The sequence below is a fragment of the Chitinophaga filiformis genome (genome assembly GCF_900102545.1).
Lineage (GTDB): Bacteria > Bacteroidota > Bacteroidia > Chitinophagales > Chitinophagaceae > Chitinophaga > Chitinophaga filiformis.
Genome location: NZ_FNBN01000007.1, coordinates 349874 through 374753 on the forward strand (window position 1 = coordinate 349874; position 24880 = coordinate 374753).

Genomic DNA, 24880 nt, shown 5'->3' on the forward strand with positions numbered 1-24880 from the left:
ACTAAGGGTAACAATATAACGTAATTTTTCGCATTTTGTCCCGCATGCTATACTGAAAAACGCAAGTTTCAGACCATTTACAGCTGCGGTAAACACCAAATGAAAAAGTCCACAGACAGCAGTCATACATTCGAATGACTTCCATCTGTGGACTAAATATTATGCCTGCCGGTCAGGGACGCTGCCCTGCAACCGCTCAGCTATTAATATCTCTTTTTAAAACCGCCGGGACGGCCAGCTCCGCTACCGCTGCCACTACCTTCCCAACGTCTGCCACCGCTACCGCCTTCACGTGGAGGACGGCTGCCGCCACCAGAACGGCGTTTATCGCCATCCTGTGACATTTCGATACGCACGCTGCGGCCATTGTATTCAGCTTTCTTGAAGGTCTGCTGGAATTTCTCCACCACATCGTTCTCTACCTCGAAGAAGGAGTAAACACCCTTCAGGTCAATGCGGCCGATCTTGTTACCACGCACGCCACTCGTATCGCACAGGTAGCGTAACATATCACCACGGGTAAAGTCATCTACAGAACCCAGGTTGATGAACAGGCGGGTAAATTTACCACCACTGCTGCTTCTGCGGTCAGCACCACCATCCAGAGATCTTCTTTCTTCCTTCACATTCAGGTCTGGCGCATCCTGGTAGTATTCCAGGAACTGGTTGAACTCCAGGGAAGCAAAACGTTTGATGATCTCTTCCTTACTCATGGCTGCAAACTCTTCGAATATGCGTTCCAGGTAAGGTTCTATCTGCTCTTCGTTTACTGTTACGTTGTGTACTTTGTGTACCAGTCCAAACAGCTGTTTTTCACATACTGCGAAACCGTCTGGTACTTCTACTTTGGTAAATTTCTTACCGATCACTCTTTCGATCTGGCGGATCTTTCCGATATCGCGACCGCTGATGATAGCGATGGATACACCGGATTTACCTGCACGCGCCGTACGGCCGGAACGGTGAGTATAGTTCTCAACGTCATCAGGCAGTTCGTAGTTGATAACGTGTGTTACGTTGTCAACGTCAATACCACGGGCAGCAACGTCTGTAGCTACCAGTACCTGCAATGATTTCTCACGGAAACGTTTCATTACCTTGTCACGCTGTTGCTGTGTAAGGTCGCCATGCAGTGCATCGGCATTATAACCGTCACGGATAAGTGATTCTGCAATTTCCTGAGATTCGATCTTGGTACGGGTAAAGATGATACCGAAGATCTCAGGATTGAAATCCACGATACGTTTCAGTGCCGCGTATTTATCACGCGGACGTACTACGTAATATTCGTGCTCGATATTCGCGTTACCACTGTTCTTGTTACCTACAGTCAGTTCGAAAGGATCTGACATGTATTTCTGCGCAATACGGCGAACCTCCTGCGGCATGGTAGCAGAGAACAACCAGGTAGTCTTCTCGTCAGGTGTATTGGATAATATATTGTTGATGTCTTCCTGGAAACCCATGTTCAGCATTTCATCTGCTTCGTCCAGTACAACATAACGTACGTTGGCAAAATTCACCGCTTTTCTCTCGATAATATCGAGCAGTCGGCCGGGAGTAGCTACTACGATGTGCACTCCTCTTTTCAGATCACGCAGCTGCTGCACGATGCTGGAACCACCATACACCGCAACGATGCTCACATCACCCAGGTGTTTGCTGAAATTCTTCAGGTCATTGGTGATCTGTAAACATAATTCACGTGTCGGACACAGGATCAATCCCTGTGGATGACGTTGTTTAATGTCAATCTGCTGTAACAGCGGCAGGCCAAATGCTGCCGTCTTACCGGTACCCGTCTGGGCCAAACCTACAAAGTCTCTGTCGCCCCCTAATAACACAGGAATAGCTTTTTCCTGTATCGGCGTAGGCGCAATAAATCCCAGGTCCTGGATTCCTTTCAAAATTGGCTCTTGTAAGCCTAATGTTTCAAATGTAGTCATTGATTTGCTTTGATCAGGCTCCGTCGGGAGCCTTGGTATACTATCTCAGCTCTCCTGAACTGATTAATTTTTTAAAGTTATGTGGTCAACACAATGGACATCGCTGGCTGTGTTATACCAGCTCCCCTTCCAGGTCATAATCATATGCCTTGGTGATCCTGACATTGACGAATTCTCCGGGTTTCAGGCGTTTGCTGGTGTTAATGATCACCTCATTATCTACTTCAACAGAGTCGAACTCTGTACGTGCCAGATAGCGGCCTGATTCTTTTTTGTCTACGATCACACGGAAAACCTTGCCAACTTTTTCCTGGTTCTTCTCCAGGGAAATTTCCTGCTGTACTTCCATGATATCCTGCGCCCTGCGTTCTTTCTCTTCTGCAGGAATATTGTCTTCCAGCTCGTATGCGCTGGTGCCTTCCTCATGACTGTACGTAAACACGCCAACCCTGTCAAAGCGCATCTTTTCGAGGAATGCTTTCAGTTCTTCCACGTCTTCCAGCGTTTCTCCGGGATAACCGGTGATCAGCGTTGTACGCAGACAAATACCAGGTACTTTTTCACGGATAGCAGTAACAAGTTCCTCCATTTCCGCGCGGGTGATCTGGCGCTTCATGGATTTCAGCATATTATCAGCCGCATGTTGCAACGGCATGTCAATATAGTTACAAATATTCGGGAATTCATTCATTACGTCCAGCACTTCCATCGGAAATTTGTGCGGGTATGCATAATGCAGGCGTATCCACTCCAGCCCTTTTACATTTGCCAGCGCCCTTAACAGGTCGGCCAGCCGGCGTTGTTTGTACAGGTCCAGACCATAATAGGTCAGCTCCTGCGCAATCAGCATGATCTCTTTCACGCCCGAATTCACCAGTTTCTCCGCCTCTGCTACCAGTTGCTCAATCGGCCTTGACACATGTCCTCCTCTCATCAACGGAATAGCGCAGAATGAGCAGGTACGGTTACAGCCTTCAGCAATTTTCAGGTAAGCATAGTGTGTGGGAGTAGCCAGCAAACGTTCGCCAATCAGCTCCGCTTTATAGTCAGCATCGAATTTCTTGAGAATAAGCGGCAGCTCCATAGTACCAAACCAGGCGTCCACTCCGGGTATCTCCGATTCCAGGTCGCCACGGTAACGTTCACTCAGGCAACCGGTAACATATACCTTCTCCAGACGACCGCGGTTCTTTAACTCAACCTGCTCCAGGATGGTATTGATAGACTCTTCTTTGGCCTTGTCGATAAATCCGCAGGTGTTCACAACAACGATGTTATGGTCTTTTTTGGTGTTTTCATGCACCACATCGATCTCGTTTGCCAGTAACTGGCCACTGAGTACCTCGGAATCAACCATGTTCTTGGAACAACCAAGCGTAATAATATTAACCTTATCTTTCTTTAAAGTTTTTGTCTTCAAGCGCGAATATTTTAATCTGGCAAACCGGCCTGATACCCGTTTGCTTACCGCCACGAAGACATCCAGACACGAACGGAAGAGAACAGCGAGACTTACTGTTATGTGACTATGAGCCTAAGTGGGGGTTATTTAACTAAAGAATTGCAAAGGTAACATTAAATTGCGAATTGTCAATTATTCCATTACGAATTATGTGTTAACAGCTTTTGGGCTCGCCGCTTCGCCACCTTTCGTTTATAATGATACCACCATTCCGGCGCCAGTTTGATCAACAGGTTATTCACGCCCCTCAATCCTACCAGGTGATACAGCCCGTTCAGTTTTCCTGCCAATGTCTCATCCAGCGCACGCAGGCTCATGGCAAACCCGCCATCTATATACTCCATATGATGCCAGTAGCCACCCGGCATAAACAGGGTATCCCCATGTTCCAGGATCGTGGTAAGCCCTTTCGCCTGTTCCAGTGCCGGGAAATGATCTGTATCGAGTCTTTCATGCCAGTTCACAAAGCTGGCGGCACTCTCTACGGTAAATGGCATCCGGTAAATGTAGGGCGACTGACTATTCTCCAGTAATAATACGCGCTTGCGACCAATAAACTGGGTATGAAAGATGTGCGACAGGTCTATATCGTAATGCATATGGGCTATTGAACCGGCCCCTCCTACAAACAACATGGGATATTTCTTCAGGAAACCGCCCGCCAGGTGGTCAGGCCAGGTAAAATCTTCTACCAGTTGAGGGGCATGCTGAAAGATGTTGAACAGGAAGATCCTCAGTTGTACAGGGCCCTTTTTTACCATGTCCAGGTATTCCCCAAAAGATATATAAGCGTCAGCCCCGTTTACCAGGGTCCTCGCCCCTGCGCGTTCATTATTATATAATCCGACGGTCTGCTGCCCAACGATGGATTTGAAATAATCCCAGGTCCATTTCTCATAAGCTGGCCAGCTCCTGCTCAGGCCCGTGATCACTACTGGTTTCCTTGGTTCATAATATTGCTTTCTGAATACTTCCGCGGAGATATTCTCTACGCGATCGATGGAGGTTAAATGCATAAAGAACAAACATTAAGGATTTCTAAAACAACAAATTATCGTTTAGATGATATTACGCTGAGGCTCTAAATTAGCAACGGCAACCTGTTCCTTCGGGTTATACCAACGTCCGCAATAATAATGCCGCGGCTGTCAGTCAACAAAAAAGAGACCTGGGCGGGTCTCTCTTATTATTTTAGAAGTGTCTTTCGCTATACATTAATTATCAGTCATTTAAACTGAATAAGGAATCCACAAATTCTTCCTTGTTGAACACCTGGAGGTCTTCCATCTTTTCGCCTATACCAATGTATTTCACCGGTATCTTAAACTGGTTGGCGATGGCCAGCACCACTCCACCTTTTGCTGTACCGTCCAGCTTAGTGATAGCCAGGGCTGTTACTTCGGTAGCTGCTGTAAAATGACGGGCCTGTTCCAGCGCATTCTGTCCGGTAGAACCATCCAGCACCAGCAATACTTCATGGGGTGCATCCGGTAATACCTTTTTCATTACGCGTTTGATCTTACTTAACTCATCCATCAGGTGGGTCTTGTTATGCAAACGTCCTGCGGTATCGATAATGATCACATCCGCGTTTTTAGCGGCTCCGCTCTGTACGGTATCAAAAGCAACTGCACCCGGATCGGATCCCATCTGCTGCTTCACGATAGGTACACCTACCCTGTCGCTCCAGATGGTCAGCTGATCAACGGCTGCTGCCCTGAATGTATCTGCGGCGCCCAGCACCACGCTCTTGCCGGCCTTTTTAAAATTATAGGCCAGTTTACCGATGGTGGTAGTCTTACCTACTCCGTTCACACCTACTACCATGATCACGTAAGGCTTCTTCCCCTCCGGCGTGTCAAAATCACGGAACCCGCTGTCCGGAGCATCTACCAGCAATCCTGCGATTTCTTCCTGCAGGATCTTGTTCAGCTCACCGGTACCGAGGTATTTATCTTTCGATACGCGCTTTTCTATTCTGTCAATGATCTGTACGGTAGTATCCACACCAACATCAGCAGATACCAGCGCTTCTTCCAGGTTGTCCAGTACTTCTGTGTCAACGCTGGCCTTGCCTGCAATGGCCCTGCCTATTTTGGTAAGAAAACTCTCTTTGGTCTTCTGTAATCCCTGGTCCAGGCTTTCCTTCTTCTCCCTTGAAAATAGCTTATTGAAAAAACTCATGACGGTAGTCGGTTGTTAAGATGCGCAAAATACAGAAAATATTGACGGGCACCATTTTGAGAGAACACAAAAAGCTGTCCTGATAACGGACAGCTTTTTTAGTATAATTGGTAAAGCCGAATTACTTCTGGTTCATGTGCTCCTGCACCTTATCCTTGTGCACGATAGCTTCTTTGAAGGTATATGCACCAGTTTTAGGAGAACGTACCGCTCTGATCACTTTAGTCCACACTTTAGATTCCGCGGCTGCCTTAGCATCTTTTACTTTCGCGTTCTTGGAGGCTGCTTTTGCCATAATATTTCTAGATTAAAAGTTAATGTTAAAGTCAATGGTTACCTGTTAATTGCTAATCGCGAAGGAATGCACTAACATGCTAACGATTAACGCTCAACAATAACGATCAATTACTTAATTTCTTTGTGTACAGTCACCTTTCTCAGGATAGGATTGTACTTTTTCAGCTCCAGACGCTCTGGAGTGTTCTTCTTGTTTTTGGTGCTGATGTAGCGAGAAGTACCTGGCTGACCAGAAGTTTTATGTTCTGTGCATTCCAGTATCACTTGCACCCTGTTACCTTTTTTTGCCATTTTGTATACAAATTAAGTTGAATGCTTACAATTAGATGTTCTGTCCAGCTGCACGCAAGTCCTTTACTACTGCATACAAACCATTCTTGTTGATGGTTCTTAAACCATCAGCAGATACTTTCAAAGAAATCCAGCGATCCTCTTCCGCCAGGAAGAAACGCTTTTTCTGCAGGTTAGGCAGAAATCTTCTCTTTGTCTTAATATTAGAGAAGGAAACATGGTGACCCGTGATCGGCTTCTTTCCTGTCACCTGACATACTCTTGCCATGATAGAAAAATTTTGGATTGCAAAAGTCGCTCTTTTTTATTGATTTTGCAAATAATTACAATCCGATTTTATTAACAATAGCGGAATGTGTAAATGTAAATTACAAATCACACTTCCTAATTACTTGAATATCATTAGTTACGATTACCAAAAAAAGACCTCAAACCAAGATATCCACATTTTAAAAAAAACATAAAATCAGCTATCTATTTTACAACAGTGCCGCTTTTATGGCAATTACGATTACAAAAGTACAACTAAACTTCTCAGCACAGCACCCAATCTTACACCTTCCAGTACACGCTGTTGTGAAGTACCATGTTTCAGCAGTGCCTCTTCATGGGAAGTTACACACATCTCACAACCATTCAGTGCAGATACTACCAGGCTTACCAGTTCAAAGAACTCTTTACCTAAAACCGGGTTGGCCATAATGCTCATACGGATACCTGCCGGTGTCACCGTGTAGAATTCCTTATTTACAAAGTGACGGAAACGGTAGTATACGTTGTTGGCGTTCATCAGGGAAGTACAGCTGTAGATCTCAGCGATCTCCTTATCTGTAGCACCTTCCTGGGTAGCCAGCTTTTCAAAAGCCGCCTGCAGTTCCGCATGTTTCTCATTGGCAGCTACAGACAATCCCAGCAGGTATGCTTCCTTTTTGCTCAGTGTGCTGGCTGATAATGAGTTGGTTACGTTTATTTTAAGATCTTTCAGATAGCGGGCGTCTGTATCAGCCAGGGTACGCAGGCGATCAGAAAGGTTAGCTTCTGTTAGCCCTACTGCCTGCAATAACTGCACAGCCGTATCAGTATTTGAAGTTGCGAACATAATATTATTTTTCTAAATATTTAGCGGAAATAAAAAGTCCATAGCCGGACCCTATACAGGACATCTGACTATGGACCGTAGAAATTAGTTAGCCTTGCTGGTCAGGGTAGCTTCACCTTTTTCCCAGTTACAAGGACACAGCTCGTCTGTCTGCAGTGCATCCAGTACACGCAGTACTTCCTTCACGTTACGGCCTACATTCAGGTCGTACAGGGAAACCCAACGTACAATACCTTCCGGATCAACGATGAATGTAGCGCGGTAAGCGATCTTCTCGTTAGCTTCCAGGATACCCAGTTCGTCAGCCAGTGACTTGGAAGTGTCAGCCAGCATCGGGAACTGCAGACCACGCAGGTCGTCATGATCTCTTCTCCATGCAACGTGTACGTATTCTGTATCAGTAGAAGCACCGATCAGAATAGCATCACGGTCAACGAAATCCTGGTAGTGCTTGTTGAACTCAGCGATCTCTGTAGGACAAACGAAAGTAAAGTCCTTTGGCCACCAGAACATCACCAGCCATTTGCCGGAATTCTTCAGTTCTTCGGAAGACAGTTCATAGAACTCCTTACCTTTTTCGATAGATACTACAGCCGTCTTTTTGAACTCAGGAAACTTTGAGCCTAATGATAATGTTACATTCTTCATTGTGCGTATATGATTTATTTACGTTTAATACCTGACCTGCTTACATGATGTCACAGCTGGTACCTGATATCTTTCGCGATACCTCGGTTGGTTTATCATTGCAATCCTGCTTATACATGATCCCCCTGCGTGTACATCCTCCATGGGAGCAAGGCATACATTCACTATAATGCCTATATGTCGTTTGGTTATTTCGGGTGCAAAATTGCGGCTCTATTACTTATTAATCAAATAGATTTTCAAATTCCCGGCATTGAAAATCTCTATATAAGGGTAAAAACTGCTATCCTATTGCGATACCCGTTTTTTCTTTTCTAAAAAAGGGCGCATTAATACAATCTTAACATAATTTCCAGCCAAACGGAACAATTTGGCACGCTATTTAGTTATTATATAGTACCCAAATTTTAATAATAAATAACAAAACGACAGGCTATGAAACTTAAAAACGTACTCTTGGTGATTTTCACGATCGGACTTGCACTCATCCCGTTAATTAAAAACAGTCTCGGCAAAAATGATGAATTTGATGCTACACAAGACCTGTTCATCTAATGGTTAACGCGCAATGTGGTGCCATGTCCTGTAATGTTCGGCTTCTCTCCGGAGAAGATGGCATCTTATTGTTTTAATTCAACAAGGCTCCCTGCACGGCGCAGGGTCAAAATATATAAGCCCAGCCTACAGGCCGGGCTTTATTATTTGTGTTAATCCGGTAAAGTCAACAGATAGTTCACGTACCGCCGCTAATTCACCATCGTCAATTCACGTATCATCGTGTTTCCAAACGTCCTCACAGGAATCAAACGGTTTCTCAACGTCAACGTGTTTCCGATTTCACGAACGTCATAATCATTGTTCCGGCGTTCTTCGTTCCGGGGGTTTCCCATCCGGGGTTTCCCGTTTCCTGGGGTTCCGTTCCCGGATTTCCCGTTCCAGGCGTTTCCCGTTTCCCGCATTTCCCGTTCCCGGGTTTTCCGTTCCGGGGGTTCACGTTTCGGGGTTTCCCGTTCCCAACGTTACGATTTCCCCAGGGATAAATCCCTGGGCTGCAAAGAATTAGACCGCTGACGGTCATATGCTCAGGAAAAGACATCATGTTACATTGTTAATGACATCTTTAAAGCTACTGATTCCCAGCACCTTAGATGTCTTAAAACCTTCGGCATGAGACACTCCCACAATCTTTCCAAACGTCACATCCCGGTTGATCACACTCTCAAAAAATGCGTTGGAAGAAATATAGGTCTGCGGTTCATTATCTGCCCCCTGTGCCAGGAACTGAGTCTTATAACACTTAATGGCTTCTTTCTTACGCTCGATCACCGCACTCGTATCTACCACGAAATCTGGTCGTTCATAGCGGTCCTGCATAAAATGGAACACCTGTTTCGGACGCCATGCAGCCTGCAGTTTTCCATCTTCAAAGGTCTCTACCTTTCTCAGACCAGCCAGGAAACAGCTATCAGCAATCAGACGGGCTGCTCTTCCATGGTCCGGATGACGGTCTTCAAACGCATTTGCCAGTACAATATCGGGTTGATACTTTCGAATTGCTGCGATTAGTTTCATTTGCTCTTCCGTATCGTTTCGGAAAAAGCCGTCGCGTAAGCCCAGGTTATCCCTTACTGCCAATCCCATTACTTTGGCAGCTGCTGCCGCCTCTTCTGCTCTCGTTTCGGGGGTGCCGCGGGTACCCAGCTCTCCCCTTGTCAGGTCCAGTACGCCTACCTTCATTCCCTGTGCTGCATGTACCATGAGGGTACCTGCACAGGCCAGCTCCACATCATCAGGATGCGCAGCTATCGCCAGTATGTCTAGTTTCATCGGAAATATCCTTTCTTTTGGTGGAGTGCAAAGATAAGGGTTTACTTCGTCGTCTTGCTTTGGATCAGCACCCACAGTAATTTGTCGTTAGGCTCATAATCCTTTACGGTGTCCTTCGCCATTTTGGGTGGCATAACAACAATGTTTTCTATATTTTTCCGCTCCATAGCAGCCAGCATCTGCGGAATACTGTTGTTGATCGGGGAACCGTCCAGCACATACTGGAAACTACTATCGCTGCCATACTCCTTTAACGCCTTTGCGTAAGGCTGAGATAGTTCACCGAACATCCGGGTGTAACGTTTACGGGCAAAATCAACAGTTTCTATAAAGATTACCCCGTTCTCTCCCCGCGGCCCATACTTTTCCTTCAGTTTCGCGCCTTTTACAATGTCTATCAGCGCTATTTTGCTCGGGTCCAGTCCTTCCATTCCCTTTTTACTCTCCACACTGTCCACGAAAATCAGGGCATTCTCCGGAACACCCGGTATCGAACTCAGGTCTTGTGCCATACCGGCAGTCCTCCATACAAGAAGGCATACGATAATGATAAATCTCAAATGCATGTCGTGAATGTACGGCAGAATTATCAGATAGCCTTCGCCCCTGGTATAGATGGCCTGAAAGCCTGTCACTCGGCTTTCAGGCTTTTTACCGGGTTCATCATCGCTACCTTCAGGGCATGATAAGCAATGGTTGCCAATGCCAGCACAACATTCCCCGCTCCTGCCAGCAGGAATATCCACCAGGGGATAGCTATCCTGTAGGCAAATGCCTCCAACCAGTTATTCATGACTATCCAGGCCACAGCCGTTGCCAGCAGTAATGCCAGCCCTATCAATTTGAGAAAATCATTCGAAAATAAGAGGATGATATTCATGACCGATGCTCCTATCACCTTACGGATACCAATTTCTTTTGTACGCTGTACCGTCAGTAAAGAGATCAATCCCAGTAAGCCCACACAACTGATCACAATCGCCAGCACCGCAGCACTGGTGGTCAGTTTGTTCAGCAGGTCTTCCTTCTTATAAAATTCCGCTATCTGGTCGTCCAGGAAATCGTACTCGAAAATATTATCCGGGTACACAGACTCCCAGAGCTGCCTTATCTTCCCGATACTTTTCATGGCGCCTGCTCCGCCGATCTTAATCCCTACAAAAGCGTAATCCCGGCTTCGGGTAGCCATCAGTACCGGTTCAACATGACTATGCAGGGAATGCAGATTGAAGTCCTTTACCACACCTACAATCGCCCCCGGATGATCATCCAATGTCCCCGCCACCATCTGGTGACCAATCACCTGCGCCGGATCAGAGAAGCCCAGTTTTCTGACCATATCTTCACTCACCAGGAATTCCCGGACAGAATCACTTTCAACCAGGTTCCTTCCCGCCAGCAGGTGTAGTCCGAATGTATTGAGGTAATGCGCATCCCCCAGGGTACAGAGGGCGGTATAGTCTTCCCAGTCCCGGTTATCAAACTTCACTGAGCCTGCCCTGAAACTGGCCGAAGCCGGCGGCCGGTAACAGAAGCTGGCGTCTTTCACTCCCGGTACCTGCAGCAACTGGTTTTTCAGGTAACTGAGATCCCTTTTGCCCTGCTTAGGAACCGGCACCATCACTACGCCATCCTTCACAAATCCGATATCGGTATTCTTCAGGAAATTAAGTTGTAAGGTGATGATCAGTGTACAGATGATCAGCGACTGCGCCACCAGGTTTTGAAAAACGATCAGGCCTTTCCGTAACCATGGATGTTTAGCGCCACCGGAGGTGTTTTTCAGCAATGCCACCGGCTGGAACCTGCCAAGCACCAGGGCCGGATACATACCGGCAATGAGGGTGATCAGGATGATCAGTAGCAAGAGTGCTGCAGCCAGCGGTATATCCTGTAAAGGATGGAATTCCAATCCCGTCCCTAACCAGGGATTCAGTAAAGGCAAGGCCAGCGCTACCCATAAAACAGAAAGCAAGGCAGCCGATAATGTGATGAAGGCCGTCTCCGTCATGAACTGCCAGAAGATACCCATTACACTACTCCCCAGCACCTTGCGGGTGCTGATTTCCTTTGCACGTACTGCATTCTGCGCTGTGGCCAGGTTGATAAAATTCACGCAGGCAATGATCAGGATCACAAACCCAACGATACCCAGGGTCATCAGCAGCGAGCGGGAGATTGTTCCTCCATATCGCGCATCAAAATGCATTTCTTTTAATGGTTGCAGATGAAAATCATAATACTTTGCCATCTCTCCCATATGTCGTTGTTTCGCCGCTGCAATAGCACGATTGACGGCAGCTGCGCTAATATTTTCCGGCAATAACAGGTACAGGGAATTGGACGAATTGATCCAGCCCCATTCCGTTTCAATAGCCGGGTACATATCAGCATAGAATACTTTCATAGTAGCCCGGGACACGAAGACATCCACCTTTGTATCCGTACTGGCAGGATAATCCTTCAATACACCGGTGATCTTTACATCCACTTTATCATCCAGCCGGATCGTTTTACCGACAGGATCTGCCTGCCCGAAATACTTCTCCGCCTGTTTGCTGGTCAGCACCGCGGTATTCGGTTCTTCCAATGTACCGGCATCTCCTGCTTTCCATTCATAATCGAACAACTCAAACCAGTGAGGATCTGCAAAGGCCACATTACCATGTTCAGCAAATAACTGACGGGCTCCCCCCTGTCCGGGTACCGTAACCGTCAAAGACTGATCTCTGTAGTTGCAGAATAAAAAGGCCTGGTTCTTTACCTGGGGTATTTCAGCACGTATGGCAGCTGCCAGTGCCAGTGAGGCACCTTTTTCATATTGCACGGAACCGTCGTCCAGGTGCAGATCGGAAACGACTCTGTACAGGTAATCCCTTTTCTGGTGATACCCATCAAAATCGAGATGGTATGTTATAAACTGGAAGAGTATAAGACAGCAGGCGATGCCCAGGGATAACCCAAATACATTTAAGATCGTATAGAACGAGTGCCGGCGTAAATTCCGCCAGGCAATCCTGCAGTAGTTGCTGAACATAACCGGTTTTTTGGCATGGCTACACGCTCAAAAAATATACCCCATCATTACAGGGTTCATAATCAATACCATGCATATACTATGGGTAGAAGATCTGTCCGTTTTTATGACAGTGATTGTCCGTTTTTTGAAAGGAGGCATTTCCTTTAACAGAGGAATGAAGGGGTAATTATACAGGTAGGCTGCTTTCAATCTGAAGTAGAAAAATCTGATCTTTTTTTAGTACCTCTTGCCCGGTCGCAGATCATCTGCACACGGATCATACGCGCAGATCAATTATACGCTCTGGAACCCCGGTACATCTCAATCTCCTGAACAATGGCTTCGATATCTTTATCTTCCTGAGCGTCGTACTCGCTCTTCAGGTTACCTCCGAAGAAGAAGGCCACTGTCTGCCACATCCTGGCGGAAAATCCGCCTTTCAGTTCCTTGATGATCTCATAACAGTTCTCTCCCGTCTCCCGGTTGATCAGTTTCATGAGCACCTTACCCTGATACACGGATAGGTTTTCCAGTTTGTCCCCGAACTCTGCTTTCATCTTTTTCTCGATATCAGCCAGGTATCGTTTCCGGTCCTTCTTCTCTGACAGGGTAGCCAGGTGACTGTTCACATCTCTCAGGATACGGGCGGCTGATTTAGCGTATGGATACGTCACATACACGGCATTACGCAGTCGGGTCCAGGCTTCTCTTTGTTTACGGAATTTTTTGGGCAGTTTGTCTATCACTTCCACGATCCGGAGTGTGATCGAAGGGATGGTATCGGAGCCTATTATCACTGCACTCACCGCAATACTGTCCGCTCCATGACGCGTCTGGGCACTAACCCTACTGCGACCTGTGATGCACAACAAGCTGGCTGACAGGATGATAAAAGCGATGAGACGACGCATAAACTCCTAAACTAATCTTAAAATTATACTAAAGATATGCTAAAAAGTCGATTGCCGGCATTATCTTATTCAGACCCTCTCATGTCATAAAACTGCACCTTCTCAGCGCTATTTTCCAGCATTCAGACCCGGTAACACGGGGTGTAAGCGCTCCCCGAATAAGGTTTGATTTTTCTCCCCGATGACAGACCATTCCCTATATAAGGGTTCAACTATTCCCGCCTACCCGTTCACTCATACCCGGGCTCATACCAATCCATCAATAAGGCTGACGAGCCTTTTATTGCCTTCCGGTTTGTCAGGCATCCGGATTCCCTTCAAACAGGGTCCTTTCCTTATCGTTATCCATTAATAAACCATCCTCTATCCATATATAACCCATATATAACCCATACCTTTTAAATATGGGTTATATATGGGTCATATATGGCTTATATATGGGTTATATATGGGTTATCTCACCGAATTCACTGGGATAGCGCCCTGACAAGGATTGTTTAAAATAGTTGTTTTGTTAGTTGTTGGTAATAAATACAGTCCGTATTATTCATGGATGTTATAAGAGAGGTTTGGGATGAATTTCCGATGGATTGGTCGTTCCGCTGGCCACGTAGTTGTGGCCTGGGCGGATGAATTTTCGTTCCCGGGGTTATCACCCCGGGGCTACAAACAATAAGACCCCTGACGGGGTCAAATGGCAGGGGATAACCAACGTATATCCGAAATAATTGGGAAGATGGTTGATTTGTCAACTCGCTGCATTGAGCTCCGTCAGGAGCGTTCGTGTTTGTAGCGCGGGGTGATAACCCCGGGGAACGGAACGGGCGATCCGGCAAATGGATTGGAACGGCCCCAAAAAGAAAAAATCCGCAACGGTCATACAACCATTGCGGATCAAATATCCTACGAACGTAAAATCAATACCTAAAGATCAGCGGTTTCGCCTTCTTCTGAATACAATAATGGCTACCACGACAAAAACAATTCCCCAGAGTATTGGTCCTAAACCAGGTGTAATTAAATCCATTTAATGAATGTTAAAAGGTTGACATATCTCCTGTTGGGAGGTTCTTTATCTCACTGGCAACAGTCCCAGCTTCTTCTCTGCAAACGCATCGATCGCCTTCTCTACAGAAGGAATATCTTTCCCCGTCAGATAACACCCGATCACATGCGCCCCCGCATCCGGAATCGCCACCGCATCCTTTAATGCAGGTGACGTACCCAGTTGCTTCTCCATATCCAGGATAGCTGATACCCGTACCGTCTTGTCCTGGTGCTGCTCATCCTTGTAATAATACAGGTTCAGGGCCGGCTGTTTCACCGCACGGAATGTGGACGGCTCCATAGTAGTTTCCAGCAGGTTTTGCAGCTCAGCGACAGCCTCCAGCCGGTATTTGCAATACCAGTACTTCTTCACCTCCGGATTTTCAGCAGCAGATTCATGGTATTTGCCCTTGCTGACCAGCCGGGCCAGTTGCAAGCCCCAGGGATTGTTGCTCAGGAACGCCAGGTCGTTGTTGATCTCGATGTTGGGCGACATATTAATCAGCGCAAATATGTCGTTCGGATAGGTAGCCGCCAGTTTCAGCCCCAGGGTACCGCCGGTAGAGCAGGTCACCAGGATCACCTTTTCTCCCAGTACTTTACCAATACTCAGCGCTTCCTTGGCATCATTCCACAGGCCGGTGGCCGTCATGGTCAGCAGCGGTTCGGAAGTATCGAGACCATGGCCATCCAGGCGGGCCAGGTACATATTACAGCCATACCTTTTGGCAAAGTCGCGGTGTACAGGATCGCCCTCTTCCTGGCTGGCGGAAAAGCCATGCAGGTATACCACACTATAAGGCGTTTTGCGGTGCAGGGAATCGTACCATACAACACGGGCTTCGTTGTTGGGCTTGAGCTTGTGCTGATGCTCTTTGGCGCTCACATATTGTTCCAGCGCTTCAGATTGATGGGGTACGGCAGGTAATAAGGGATCGTAACGGGGAGTGGCGGGTCTTGGACCCAGATAATAGATAATTACCAGGATGGCAATTACAATAAGGGATATTCGCAGCCAGCTGCTTTTCATGGGAGGAAGTATTATTTTGATCCGGAATGCAGGATGTGCTGGCCCCTGCATCCCGGATCAAAACGTTATGACTGAATCTTTTTTACCTTATTCAACTTCACCCGGTATACAATGCTCATCGCAAATCCGATAACCATGACCAGAATGCCGATCCATAATACGTTGATGAAAGGGAAGATGAAGGCTTTCATCACAATATAGTCCTTAAAAGTGTCAGATTCTTTTACTTGCAAAAGGATCTTTTTCTCTTTCGGCAGGATCTTGCTGAAGCGTACATATAACGACAGCGGCGCTACGGTATCAGCAACGGTTATTTCGCGGGAGCTGTCACGCAGACAGTATACAGGCAACAGGTTATACTGTTCATTATTCTTGGTGAATACCTTCAGTTGCGCACCTACAGCCAGATCATTCGACTCTGCTTTGTAGTTCGGATTGTTTGGCTGCGGCTGTATTCCTTCCAGGATCATATAACCGTTGGCGAAGAATACGGAATCACCCGGCGCTATCTCATGAGAACTATACTGAGCAGTATCATTTGCCGGATCATCCTTAATTGGCACGGCTGTAATATAGGTAAAAATATCTTTAGTCCAATAATGCCTGGAATCCGGATTAGGCGTTAACTGCTGCTGGCCCCTGTTGCTCAGGAACGCATCAGGATGCAGGGTGAATTTCTCCAGGATATTTCCATTCGCCGGATCACGGCGTTCGTAGCGTACCAGGTAGTACGTTTTTGCGTCACCGGCAGCTAAAGAGTCGCCCGCATAGGTCACATGGTAGTCGCCCATCTGCACAGGGAAATTCCTTGGCAGCATCAGGTTCTCCCTCGGATTCTCTTTACTTTCCTTGCCAAAGAAACCACCATCCAGCATCTTCATGCGGTCTATAGAGATCACTTCACGTTTGGAAGCAGAGATCAGGATACCCAGTAGTATCATGCCAAAACCAACGTGTGCAATGGAAGCACCTGCTGCTTTCAGCTTGCCTTTCTGGCCAATGAAGATATATGCCGCATTACCAACGATGGCATATACACTACAGAACAGCATGATGTAAATAGCTACCAGGAAGCCGGCGCCATAAGCATCATAGTTGATATTGCCGAAAATCCCTATCAGGCCGGTAATCACAAGTGCCACGACAGTAGGAATGGCGATTTTCTTTGTAAAGAAACCTTTCGGTGTATCCTTGTATTTCAGGTATTGTACAATAGCAGTCAGGAGGCCCAGTACAATCGCGATCCAGATCTGGATCTTGTTATAGTGGAATACACCATCAGACGGTGGCGCAATATCCTGCTGGAGATTCAGCAGTTTCTTGATACCCAGTCCGTTAATGATCTTGTTCCATACCGGAATGGAAGTAGTGAAAGTGATCTGTATAGCAGCGATCATCAGGACCAGCGATCCGATGAACAACCAGAACTCACGGGAGTAAGTGCTTTCTTCTTTTACAACAGACGGGATCTCTTTCCTTCTCATGATCAGCATCGCAAAACCAGGTATCGTGAATACCGCCATGTACAGCAGCAGCTGGCCACTCATACCAAGGTCGGTAAAGGAGTGTACAGAGGTATCGCCCAGCACACCGCTACGGGTCAGGAAGGTAGAATACAGGATCAGGATAAAAGTGATCAGTAAGAAAAAGAAGGTCGATTTCAGCGCATGACCGGAGAATTTGAACGCCAGCAGCGTGTGAATACCCGCTACCAGTGTTAACCAGGGCACCAGGGAGGCGTTTTCTACCGGATCCCATGCCCAGTAACCACCAAAGGTCAGTGATTCATACGCCCAGGCAGCGCCCATCATGATACCTGTACCCAGTATCATGGCCGAGAACAGCGACCATGGCAATGCCGGTTTGATCCACTCTTTGTAGTCGCGGGTCCAGAGACCAGCAAACGCATATGCAAATGGGATAATGGTAGACGCAAAACCCAGGAACAGTACCGGCGGATGGATTACCATCCAGTAGTTCTGCAGGGAAAGGTTCAGACCATTACCATCGGTGATGAAGTCGAGGTAATTAGCATTGGATACCCAGGGCAGTCCCAGGTTCTCTTCCGCCTGACGCAGCAGCAGGAAAGGGTTGCTTCCCACACGATATCCTAATATGTAAATACCGATCAGCATACTGCCGAGGCATACCTGCGCAAAAGACAGTACGGTCATCACTGGCGCTTCCCACTTCTTACCTACGCGCAACAGGATCAGCCCCAGTACGCTGTGCCAGATGGACCACAACAGGAAGCTACCTTCCTGGTCGGCCCAGAAGCTGGACAGGAGGTAACTTACCGGCAGATCGCGGGAAGAGTTCCTCCATACATATTTGTACTCGAAATAGTGATTGTATAAAGCGTAATACAGGGTGCCGAAGGTAGAGAAAACAGCCAGCGCCTGTATAATGAAGGCCCAGCGGGCCAGTTTCTTCCATGATTCTTTTAACAGCTCCTCTTTGGACTGTACCGACATGAAATAGCTCACAGTAGCTACCATGGACGCCACAAAAGCCAGTACTGCTGAAAAATGCCCCAACTGTCCGGGTAACAGATGTTCCCCTATATATTTTATATCCAAAACCTATTAGTATGAAAGCCCGTGAACGGCAGTCCACAGACAATAAAATGAATAATGTTTTTCCGCACGATATTCCGGCCGGCTGCTAAGCTTTGCCCATAGCCACCTGGTCATTCTTATATTTGGACGGACATTTCATCAGTATCTTGCTGCATTTGAACTCTCCGTTTGACATTTTACCGGTCAGTACTACGCTTTCTGCTTTCTCGAAATCAGTAGGTTTGGTACCATAAAAGACAACAGGTCTTGTTTCTCCTGTTTTATCAATTACATAGAAGCGGAACAGGTTGGCATCTTTCTGCGGATTGTATTCCATCACCTTAGTAGTATCCAGTTTTCCAATTACCTGGAATTCCTTTCCTTCCTTCTGCCTTGCAGTGGCAAAAGTCTCATAAGTACTGAAATCGCCTGCTACCGTTACGATTATTCCTATAGCCACAGCAATAAGTATCAGCAGGATAATGTTAGATTTCTTCATATCGCAAATAATTCAGATTCTTCCTTAATGCATTCCTTTGTTAAAAGTCGTACACCTTGTTTTACAATCAATATACAGTCTTGATCAACGGCAAAATTACACCAAAATGCACTTCAAGTTCATTTTTTTACACAAAAGAAGACATGATATTTGTCATAAAAACCCCTCATAACCATGCAAGCCCAACTGTGCGTGCATCCCATGGTCGGTGGTTCATAAATTACTATCTTTGCGCCGGAAAAATCGTTTTATAAACGGTCGATCACCTACGACGGACCGCCTACGAGGTGGCCTCTTTTTATCAAATTACATTATCATGGCGGATTTATCTCAATTTGATCCCAATTCGGTCAGCCTGCTGTCTAACAATATATTCGGGCTGCCTACAACTGAGGAAGATGCAAAACTGGTGTTATTACCAGTTCCCTGGGAAGTAACGGTTTCTTATTCCCATGGCACGGCCAGGGGCCCCGAACAGATCTTCAAGGCCTCTCACCAGGTGGATCTCTACGATGCAGATGTGAAAGATGGATGGAAAGCCGGCTTTTTCATGCGTGAAATTGACAAACAGCTCTTGTTGCGCAGTGATTACCTCAGGAAAGAAGCGGAACTTTACCTCAAATTCCTCACCGAAGGCGGCGATGTCAGTGATAATGAATTCCTTAAGAAAACGCTCGTCGATGTAAATACCGGTACCATTGCCATGAACGAATGGGTGTACCGCCACACAAAAGAATTACTCAGAAGTGACAAACTGGTGGCCCTGGTAGGCGGCGATCATAGCACTCCCCTGGGCTTTTTTAAAGCGATCGGCGAGCACAAAGGTGATTTCGGTATACTACAGATAGATGCCCACTGCGACCTCCGCGAGGGGTATGAAGGCTTCCAGTACTCCCATGCTTCCATTATGTATAATGCCATCAAAGAAGTACCTCAGCTCAGCAAACTGGTACAGATCGGCATCCGTGACTACTGCGAAGAAGAAATAGATTATATCAATAACAGCAATGGCAAGGTGGTGACCTTCTTCGACAGGGACATCAAAACCCGTCAGTATGAAGGAGAGACCTGGAAAATGATCTGCGACGATATCATTGCGGCATTGCCACAACAGGTATATATCAGCTTTGACATCGACGGACTGGATCCCAAGCTGTGTCCGCGTACCGGTACACCTGTGGCAGGTGGTTTCGAAACAGAACAGCTTTACTATCTTTTCAGGAAGATCATAGAAAGCGGCCGTAAACTGATCGGCTTCGATCTGAATGAGGTCAGCACTTCCCACGATGAATGGGACGCCAATGTAGGCGCACGTGTGCTGTTCAAATTGTGTAACCTGCTGGTATGTTCCAATAAATAACAATCGCCTGACTACCGGATTTGAGTGTATTCCCGACCGGACAGTGTCAGATAAATAAAAGATTCTTAAGCCCGATAGCGGATCAACGACGATATGAAACAATATAAGATACGGATACTTCACCCTAATGCAGTCACACGTCTTCGTCTGCAACCGGTAATGCACGGCCTGGCAGGCATCCTGTTTTTAATGAACGGAATAGGTGTTTACAATGGCCCCAATCCCAACTGGGGCATGGCCATCTTTTTTATCCTGCTGGGTCTGGGCTGCCTGGCCTTTCCCTTTGTCATGAAGCGCTTTCGCAATGTACAGTCGGCCAACAGCCTGGCGCGCATGGTGCAGGCCTTTGTGAGCCTGACCGGCTGCCTCTACTTCCTGAGCCATATGCAACCGCTGATCGCTGTGCTGCTGTTCCTGACAGGTATCGCTTCTGCCTATATCGGATGGGCCGAATACAAGATCTTCCAGCCCTGCTTTGTGAAGATAGACATGATGGGCGTACTGCTGCCGGGTACCTTTTCTGACAAGCTGGTTAGCTGGAACCAACTGAATAACGTAATTTTGCGGAATGACCTGCTCACAGTAGACTTCAAAAACAATAAAGTATTGCAGCTTGAAGTACTGGACGAAACAGGCGCCGTTACGACGGAAGAAATGAACGCATTTTTCAGAAGCCGACTCTGATAAAGCAAGGGAATATTACCAATTCAACAAGAAACGATTTGATCATTTGAAACTGAAACAGTCTCCATACATCCTTTACTCTGACGGGAAAGGCAACATCTTTGAAGATACGACCATGCACTCTACCGGCCGTAGTGGCTGGGACGCATGGCCTATTGAGCTGGACGAGTGGATAGAACTGCCTGATGGCGGTTCTCTGTATGAATTGCCCGGTCGCCGTGGTATTGGTATCAACGCCAAAACCGGCGATATGGAACTCTGTGATAAAGGATGGGCAGTAGCTGCCTTCATTCCTCCGGCACATACAGGCTATTACCTGGCTGCGTATGAAACCATGCCGGATGCACCTACCCTCCCGCTGTTCTGCTATACCGCAGTAGGCTGGCTGGACGGGAAATTCTACGTACCTGCTACCCGTATCGAAGAGGACATCCGCCAGGAATGTGCCGGCTTCGACGACAAAAAGGTAAAACAGGGCGTAAAACAATTGATGGAAGCCTATCCGCACAACCGCCTGGTACAACACCTGGCCGACAACTGTGCGCTGACATATCATTGTCCTGCTGCCCGTAACTACTTTATGGGTCGCTGGGAATGTCCGATCCCTTCTTCACCCGCCTGCAACGCCAACTGTATCGGTTGTATCTCCTTCCAGCCGGAAGAAGAAACGATCGTCTCCACACAGGACCGTCTGCGTTTCAAGCCTACAGCAGAAGAGATCGTGGAATATACCGTTCCTCACCTGGAAACAGCGCCTTTCCCTATCGTCAGCTTCGGACAGGGCTGCGAAGGAGAACCGCTGCTGATGTGGGAAACGATCCGCGATTCCATCATCGAAATACGTAAACATACCCCTAAGGGAAGTATCAATATCAACACCAACGGTAGCAAGCCTGATGCAGTACGCGAGCTCTGTAAGGCAGGTCTGAACAGCATCCGCGTAAGTACCAACTCAGCGCAGGAGAAATTCTATACGCCTTACTACCGTCCGAACAACTATGTGTTTGAAGATATCATCGAGAGCCTGAAAGTGGTGCGTGAATTCGGTGGATGGACGAGCATCAACTATTTCACCTTCCCGGGTATGACCGATAGCGTAGATGAATATGAAGCGCTGCGTAAACTGATCAAAGAAACCGACCTCCAGATGATCCAGTGGAGGAACTTCAATATCGATCCTGACTGGTACCTTGGCCGCCTCGGTGTAACCGAAGTAGGTGATTGCCTGGGTATTAAACAGTTACAGGAACTGATCCGGGAGGAATTCCCTCACCTGAAATATGGTTATTTCAATCCTCCAATGGAAAGGATCAAGGGTGATTATACCCAGGATTTCGCACATTATTAATTGAATATTTCCGTGGGGTGCGATTGCACGATACCCCGGGGTATAACGTAATTCGGGGTACATTATATTCTCCCGGATTGTGTTATGTTCCGGGGTATATCATTTCCCTGGGTTGCATTATGTGCTGGGTTGTATCATGTTCCCCGATTGCGTTATCTTGGGGTTATATCATTACCCCGGGTTGCACCCGGGCTATAAACAATGCAACTCCTGCCGGAGTTGAATGCAGCGAAAAATACCGTATGAGAATCCGAAGAAAGTCGACATATGTTATTAATCGGGGAGCTTCTGTAACACAGTCGTAACGCTATCAGTCACCACCTTCTTATACAGGAAATAAAAGCCAGCGCCTGTGCTCATGCACAGGATTGCGGTGCAATACCACCAGGTGGAAAATCCGAAGTGCCCAACCATGTAAGCCCCTATTGTAGGTGCACAGACGCTCGAAATCGAAAACGCCATAGTATATAAACCTGCGTATTGTCCGCGGTTATGGTCAGCACTCCGCTGCACAAAGAAGGAGTTCATAAAAGGAATGCTCAACATCTCTCCTGCCGTAAACATCAGGATAAAGAACAAACCTGCAGCCGCAACAGGAGGCAGCAGATTAAAGCTCAGGTAGCCCAATCCTGCCAGCAGCACACCCCGTGTAATGTATTGCAGACTATGCATCTTTCCTTCCAGTTTATACACCAGGATCATCTCAATAAATGCCACGATCAATCCGTTCAATCCCATCAGCATACCAATATGTGCTTCCTTCATATGCACGATGGACTTCAGGTATAAAGGCACCATCGTGGACAACTGCAGAAAGCCTGTCGTGAATATGGTGATCAGTGAGATAAAAGCAATATAAACCCAGTCTTTATAGACAGAAGGCGCACCGGGTGTTATCGTACAATCCGGCGTTGCCTTAGTTACCGGTTTCGCCTTTACAGGAGGCAGCAGGAAACGCATCACCGTCACCGCGATAATACAGGTCAGACCATCTACCCAGAACAGCAGATGATAACTATATCCTGCCAGTATACCGCCTAATGCAGGCCCTACAGACCATCCAAGGTTAGAAGCCAGCCTGTTCAGCGAGTAAGAACGTGTGCGGTTCTCAACAGAGCTGTAATAAGCAGTAGCCGCTACGTTAGCTGGTCTGAAAGTGTCGCCCACACAGCTGAGTATGAATATGCAGACACAGAACTGTGGCAATGTCTGCATCTGTCCCAGCACCAGGAAGATCAATCCCTGCATTAACAAACTCCAGAACTGTACAGGGTAAAAACCAATCCTGTCAGACAACCTTCCACCGATAAACGAACCACAGATGGCGCCCATACCAAAACAGGCCATCACCATCCCCGCTTCCTGTACAGAGAAGTGTAATTTTTGGGTGAGGTAAACCGTCATGAAAGGAATTGCCATCGCACCACTGCGATTGATCAATAAAACAACCGCCAATAACCAGGTAGAAGGAGATAGACCGGCATACGCTTTTCTATACAGAGAAAAAATGAGTGACATCGTAAAACTCTAAGGCTACACAAAAGTACTTCAATAAACCCGATGCCCGCAATAATAATTCTAACTGGAAAACAGTTATTAAGGTAATAAAGCTACATTCCAGTACAGGCGGACGATGTACACTTTAAAAAATATTCTTACTTTTGGTATATGCCGAAAAAAGAAGACAATACAGAAAAGAATTTAAAAGCAGCCGGCGCCACGATTGCCGTACACGCATTGGTGTTAGTTGTGCTGCTGCTGGCAGGCTTCTCTGCCCCGCCCCCATTACCGGATCAGGATCTTGGTATGGAGGTAAATCTCGGTACTTCGGATGAAGGTATGGGAGAAGAACAGCCTCTCAACCCAAATCCACCCAGCAGCGGTGAAGCCAGCGCTTCCACCCCGCAGAATGAGCCTGTACCTTCTGCTGACAATGCTACACAGGAAGATATCGCTACCCAGGACAATGAAGACGCCCCTGAGATCACCAAACCGGAAAAACCGGTAGAGAAACCAAGGGAAACACCTAAAAACCTGGAGCCGCAACCTTCCAAAACACCGCCTAAAAAGAATTCAGATAATCCTCCGGCGCCTGTACCTCCTTCGCCAAAGCCTAAAGCCGTATATAGCGGTGGAAGCTCCAGCAGCAACAACAGTGGTAACAATGCCCAGAGCAGTAACAACTCTACCGGGGAAGGCAATACCGGCAAACCCGGCGACCGCGGACAGATCAATGGTAATCCTGACGGCGGCGGTTATACCGGTGGCGGACGTTCAGATTTCCGCCTCAACGGACGTACCCTGCTGAGTAAACCCTCTCTCACCTACGACGGTGATGAATCGGGTTATATAGCCATCAATATCAAGGTGGACAGACAGGGCAATGTGATCGCAGCCTCCCACTCCCTGAAAGGCTCCACACTGAATAATTCCCGTCTGATAGAAATCGCCAAAAGAGCGGCTACCCAGTTAAAATACAACGTTAACGACGATGCTCCTGAGGTGCAATTCGCACTTATAAGATTTTATTTTAAAGTACAATAATATATTTAAATATATTTGCATAGGAAAAGACTAACTGTCTTTTCCTATTTCTTTTGTAGTGCCCGCCAATAAACGGCCAGGTTTTTGCGTTATTGGGGGGAAACCGAACTGCCAACTAATTACTGT

At 47.0% G+C, this 24880-nt stretch carries 21 protein-coding genes; 4 read left to right on the forward strand and 17 right to left on the reverse strand.

The genetic code is table 11. The features are described from left to right. Positions 1-203: 203 nt before the first annotated feature. The 16 genes from BLR32_RS25655 to BLR32_RS25735 all read right to left on the reverse strand — a co-directional run bounded on the left by BLR32_RS25655 (position 204) and on the right by BLR32_RS25735 (position 18818). Positions 204-1946 (reverse strand): DEAD/DEAH box helicase, encoded by a 1743-nt coding sequence (locus BLR32_RS25655; RefSeq protein ID WP_089835991.1) that lies wholly within the window; start codon positions 1944-1946, stop codon positions 204-206. 112 nt (positions 1947-2058) lie between these two features. Continuing rightward, positions 2059-3366: a 30S ribosomal protein S12 methylthiotransferase RimO gene (gene rimO / locus BLR32_RS25660; RefSeq protein WP_089835993.1), complete on the reverse strand. Its 1308-nt coding sequence runs from the start codon at positions 3364-3366 to the stop codon at positions 2059-2061. A gap of 182 nt (positions 3367-3548) precedes the next feature. Continuing rightward, positions 3549-4424, reverse strand: coding sequence for a cupin-like domain-containing protein (locus tag BLR32_RS25665; protein ID WP_089835995.1), 876 nt, complete (start codon positions 4422-4424; stop codon positions 3549-3551). 205 nt (positions 4425-4629) lie between these two features. Beyond that, entirely contained in the window at positions 4630-5592 is a 963-nt protein-coding gene (gene ftsY / locus BLR32_RS25670) for a signal recognition particle-docking protein FtsY (RefSeq protein WP_089835997.1), read from the reverse strand. A gap of 121 nt (positions 5593-5713) precedes the next feature. Further along, positions 5714-5887, reverse strand: a complete 174-nt coding sequence (locus BLR32_RS25675; RefSeq protein ID WP_089835999.1) for a DUF4295 domain-containing protein — start codon at positions 5885-5887, stop codon at positions 5714-5716. A gap of 110 nt (positions 5888-5997) precedes the next feature. Continuing rightward, positions 5998-6180: a 50S ribosomal protein L33 gene (gene rpmG / locus BLR32_RS25680; RefSeq protein WP_012790733.1), complete on the reverse strand. Its 183-nt coding sequence runs from the start codon at positions 6178-6180 to the stop codon at positions 5998-6000. Between the two features lie 31 nt (positions 6181-6211). Then, the gene (gene rpmB, locus BLR32_RS25685; RefSeq protein ID WP_089836001.1) at positions 6212-6448 is read right to left on the reverse strand and encodes a 50S ribosomal protein L28; all 237 of its coding nucleotides are present in this window, start codon (positions 6446-6448) and stop codon (positions 6212-6214) included. A gap of 243 nt (positions 6449-6691) precedes the next feature. Then, the gene (locus BLR32_RS25690; protein ID WP_089836004.1) at positions 6692-7279 is read right to left on the reverse strand and encodes a carboxymuconolactone decarboxylase family protein; all 588 of its coding nucleotides are present in this window, start codon (positions 7277-7279) and stop codon (positions 6692-6694) included. Positions 7280-7363: 84 nt separating this feature from the next. After that, positions 7364-7927 (reverse strand): peroxiredoxin, encoded by a 564-nt coding sequence (locus BLR32_RS25695; RefSeq protein WP_089836006.1) that lies wholly within the window; start codon positions 7925-7927, stop codon positions 7364-7366. Positions 7928-9022: 1095 nt separating this feature from the next. After that, entirely contained in the window at positions 9023-9754 is a 732-nt protein-coding gene (gene bshB1, locus BLR32_RS25705) for a bacillithiol biosynthesis deacetylase BshB1 (protein WP_089836010.1), read from the reverse strand. Between the two features lie 41 nt (positions 9755-9795). Then, positions 9796-10320: a hypothetical protein gene (locus BLR32_RS25710; RefSeq protein WP_143011590.1), complete on the reverse strand. Its 525-nt coding sequence runs from the start codon at positions 10318-10320 to the stop codon at positions 9796-9798. Between the two features lie 65 nt (positions 10321-10385). Then, positions 10386-12791, reverse strand: coding sequence for an ABC transporter permease (locus BLR32_RS25715; RefSeq protein ID WP_089836014.1), 2406 nt, complete (start codon positions 12789-12791; stop codon positions 10386-10388). 272 nt (positions 12792-13063) lie between these two features. Continuing rightward, positions 13064-13684 carry a DUF4294 domain-containing protein gene (locus BLR32_RS25720; RefSeq protein WP_089836015.1) on the reverse strand — a complete coding sequence of 207 codons (621 nt, stop codon included), beginning with the start codon at positions 13682-13684 and terminating at the stop codon, positions 13064-13066. 1072 nt (positions 13685-14756) lie between these two features. Next, complete coding sequence (locus BLR32_RS25725) at positions 14757-15761, reverse strand: alpha/beta hydrolase (RefSeq protein ID WP_089836109.1); 1005 nt, start codon at positions 15759-15761, stop codon at positions 14757-14759. 65 nt (positions 15762-15826) lie between these two features. Continuing rightward, positions 15827-18340, reverse strand: coding sequence for a cytochrome c biogenesis protein CcsA (gene ccsA, locus BLR32_RS25730; RefSeq protein WP_245705520.1), 2514 nt, complete (start codon positions 18338-18340; stop codon positions 15827-15829). 85 nt (positions 18341-18425) lie between these two features. Beyond that, positions 18426-18818 carry a cytochrome c maturation protein CcmE domain-containing protein gene (locus BLR32_RS25735; RefSeq protein WP_089836017.1) on the reverse strand — a complete coding sequence of 131 codons (393 nt, stop codon included), beginning with the start codon at positions 18816-18818 and terminating at the stop codon, positions 18426-18428. 316 nt (positions 18819-19134) lie between these two features. Between BLR32_RS25735 and BLR32_RS25740 the strand changes: the two genes are divergently transcribed. The 3 genes from BLR32_RS25740 (at position 19135) to BLR32_RS25750 (ending at position 22210) form a co-directional block, all read left to right on the forward strand. Beyond that, the gene (locus BLR32_RS25740; RefSeq protein WP_089836020.1) at positions 19135-20178 is read left to right on the forward strand and encodes an agmatinase family protein; all 1044 of its coding nucleotides are present in this window, start codon (positions 19135-19137) and stop codon (positions 20176-20178) included. 93 nt (positions 20179-20271) lie between these two features. After that, positions 20272-20862, forward strand: a complete 591-nt coding sequence (locus BLR32_RS25745) for a hypothetical protein (protein ID WP_143011592.1) — start codon at positions 20272-20274, stop codon at positions 20860-20862. A gap of 46 nt (positions 20863-20908) precedes the next feature. Beyond that, the gene (locus tag BLR32_RS25750; RefSeq protein WP_176842431.1) at positions 20909-22210 is read left to right on the forward strand and encodes a radical SAM family protein; all 1302 of its coding nucleotides are present in this window, start codon (positions 20909-20911) and stop codon (positions 22208-22210) included. A gap of 273 nt (positions 22211-22483) precedes the next feature. On the opposite strand, the gene BLR32_RS25755 is transcribed toward BLR32_RS25750, so the two are convergent. Beyond that, positions 22484-23728, reverse strand: coding sequence for an MFS transporter (locus BLR32_RS25755; RefSeq protein WP_089836024.1), 1245 nt, complete (start codon positions 23726-23728; stop codon positions 22484-22486). 150 nt (positions 23729-23878) lie between these two features. Here BLR32_RS25755 and BLR32_RS25760 point away from each other — a divergent pair, with 150 nt between their 5' ends. Next, positions 23879-24754 (forward strand): hypothetical protein, encoded by an 876-nt coding sequence (locus BLR32_RS25760; protein ID WP_089836026.1) that lies wholly within the window; start codon positions 23879-23881, stop codon positions 24752-24754. The last annotated feature ends 126 nt before the right edge of the window (positions 24755-24880 follow it).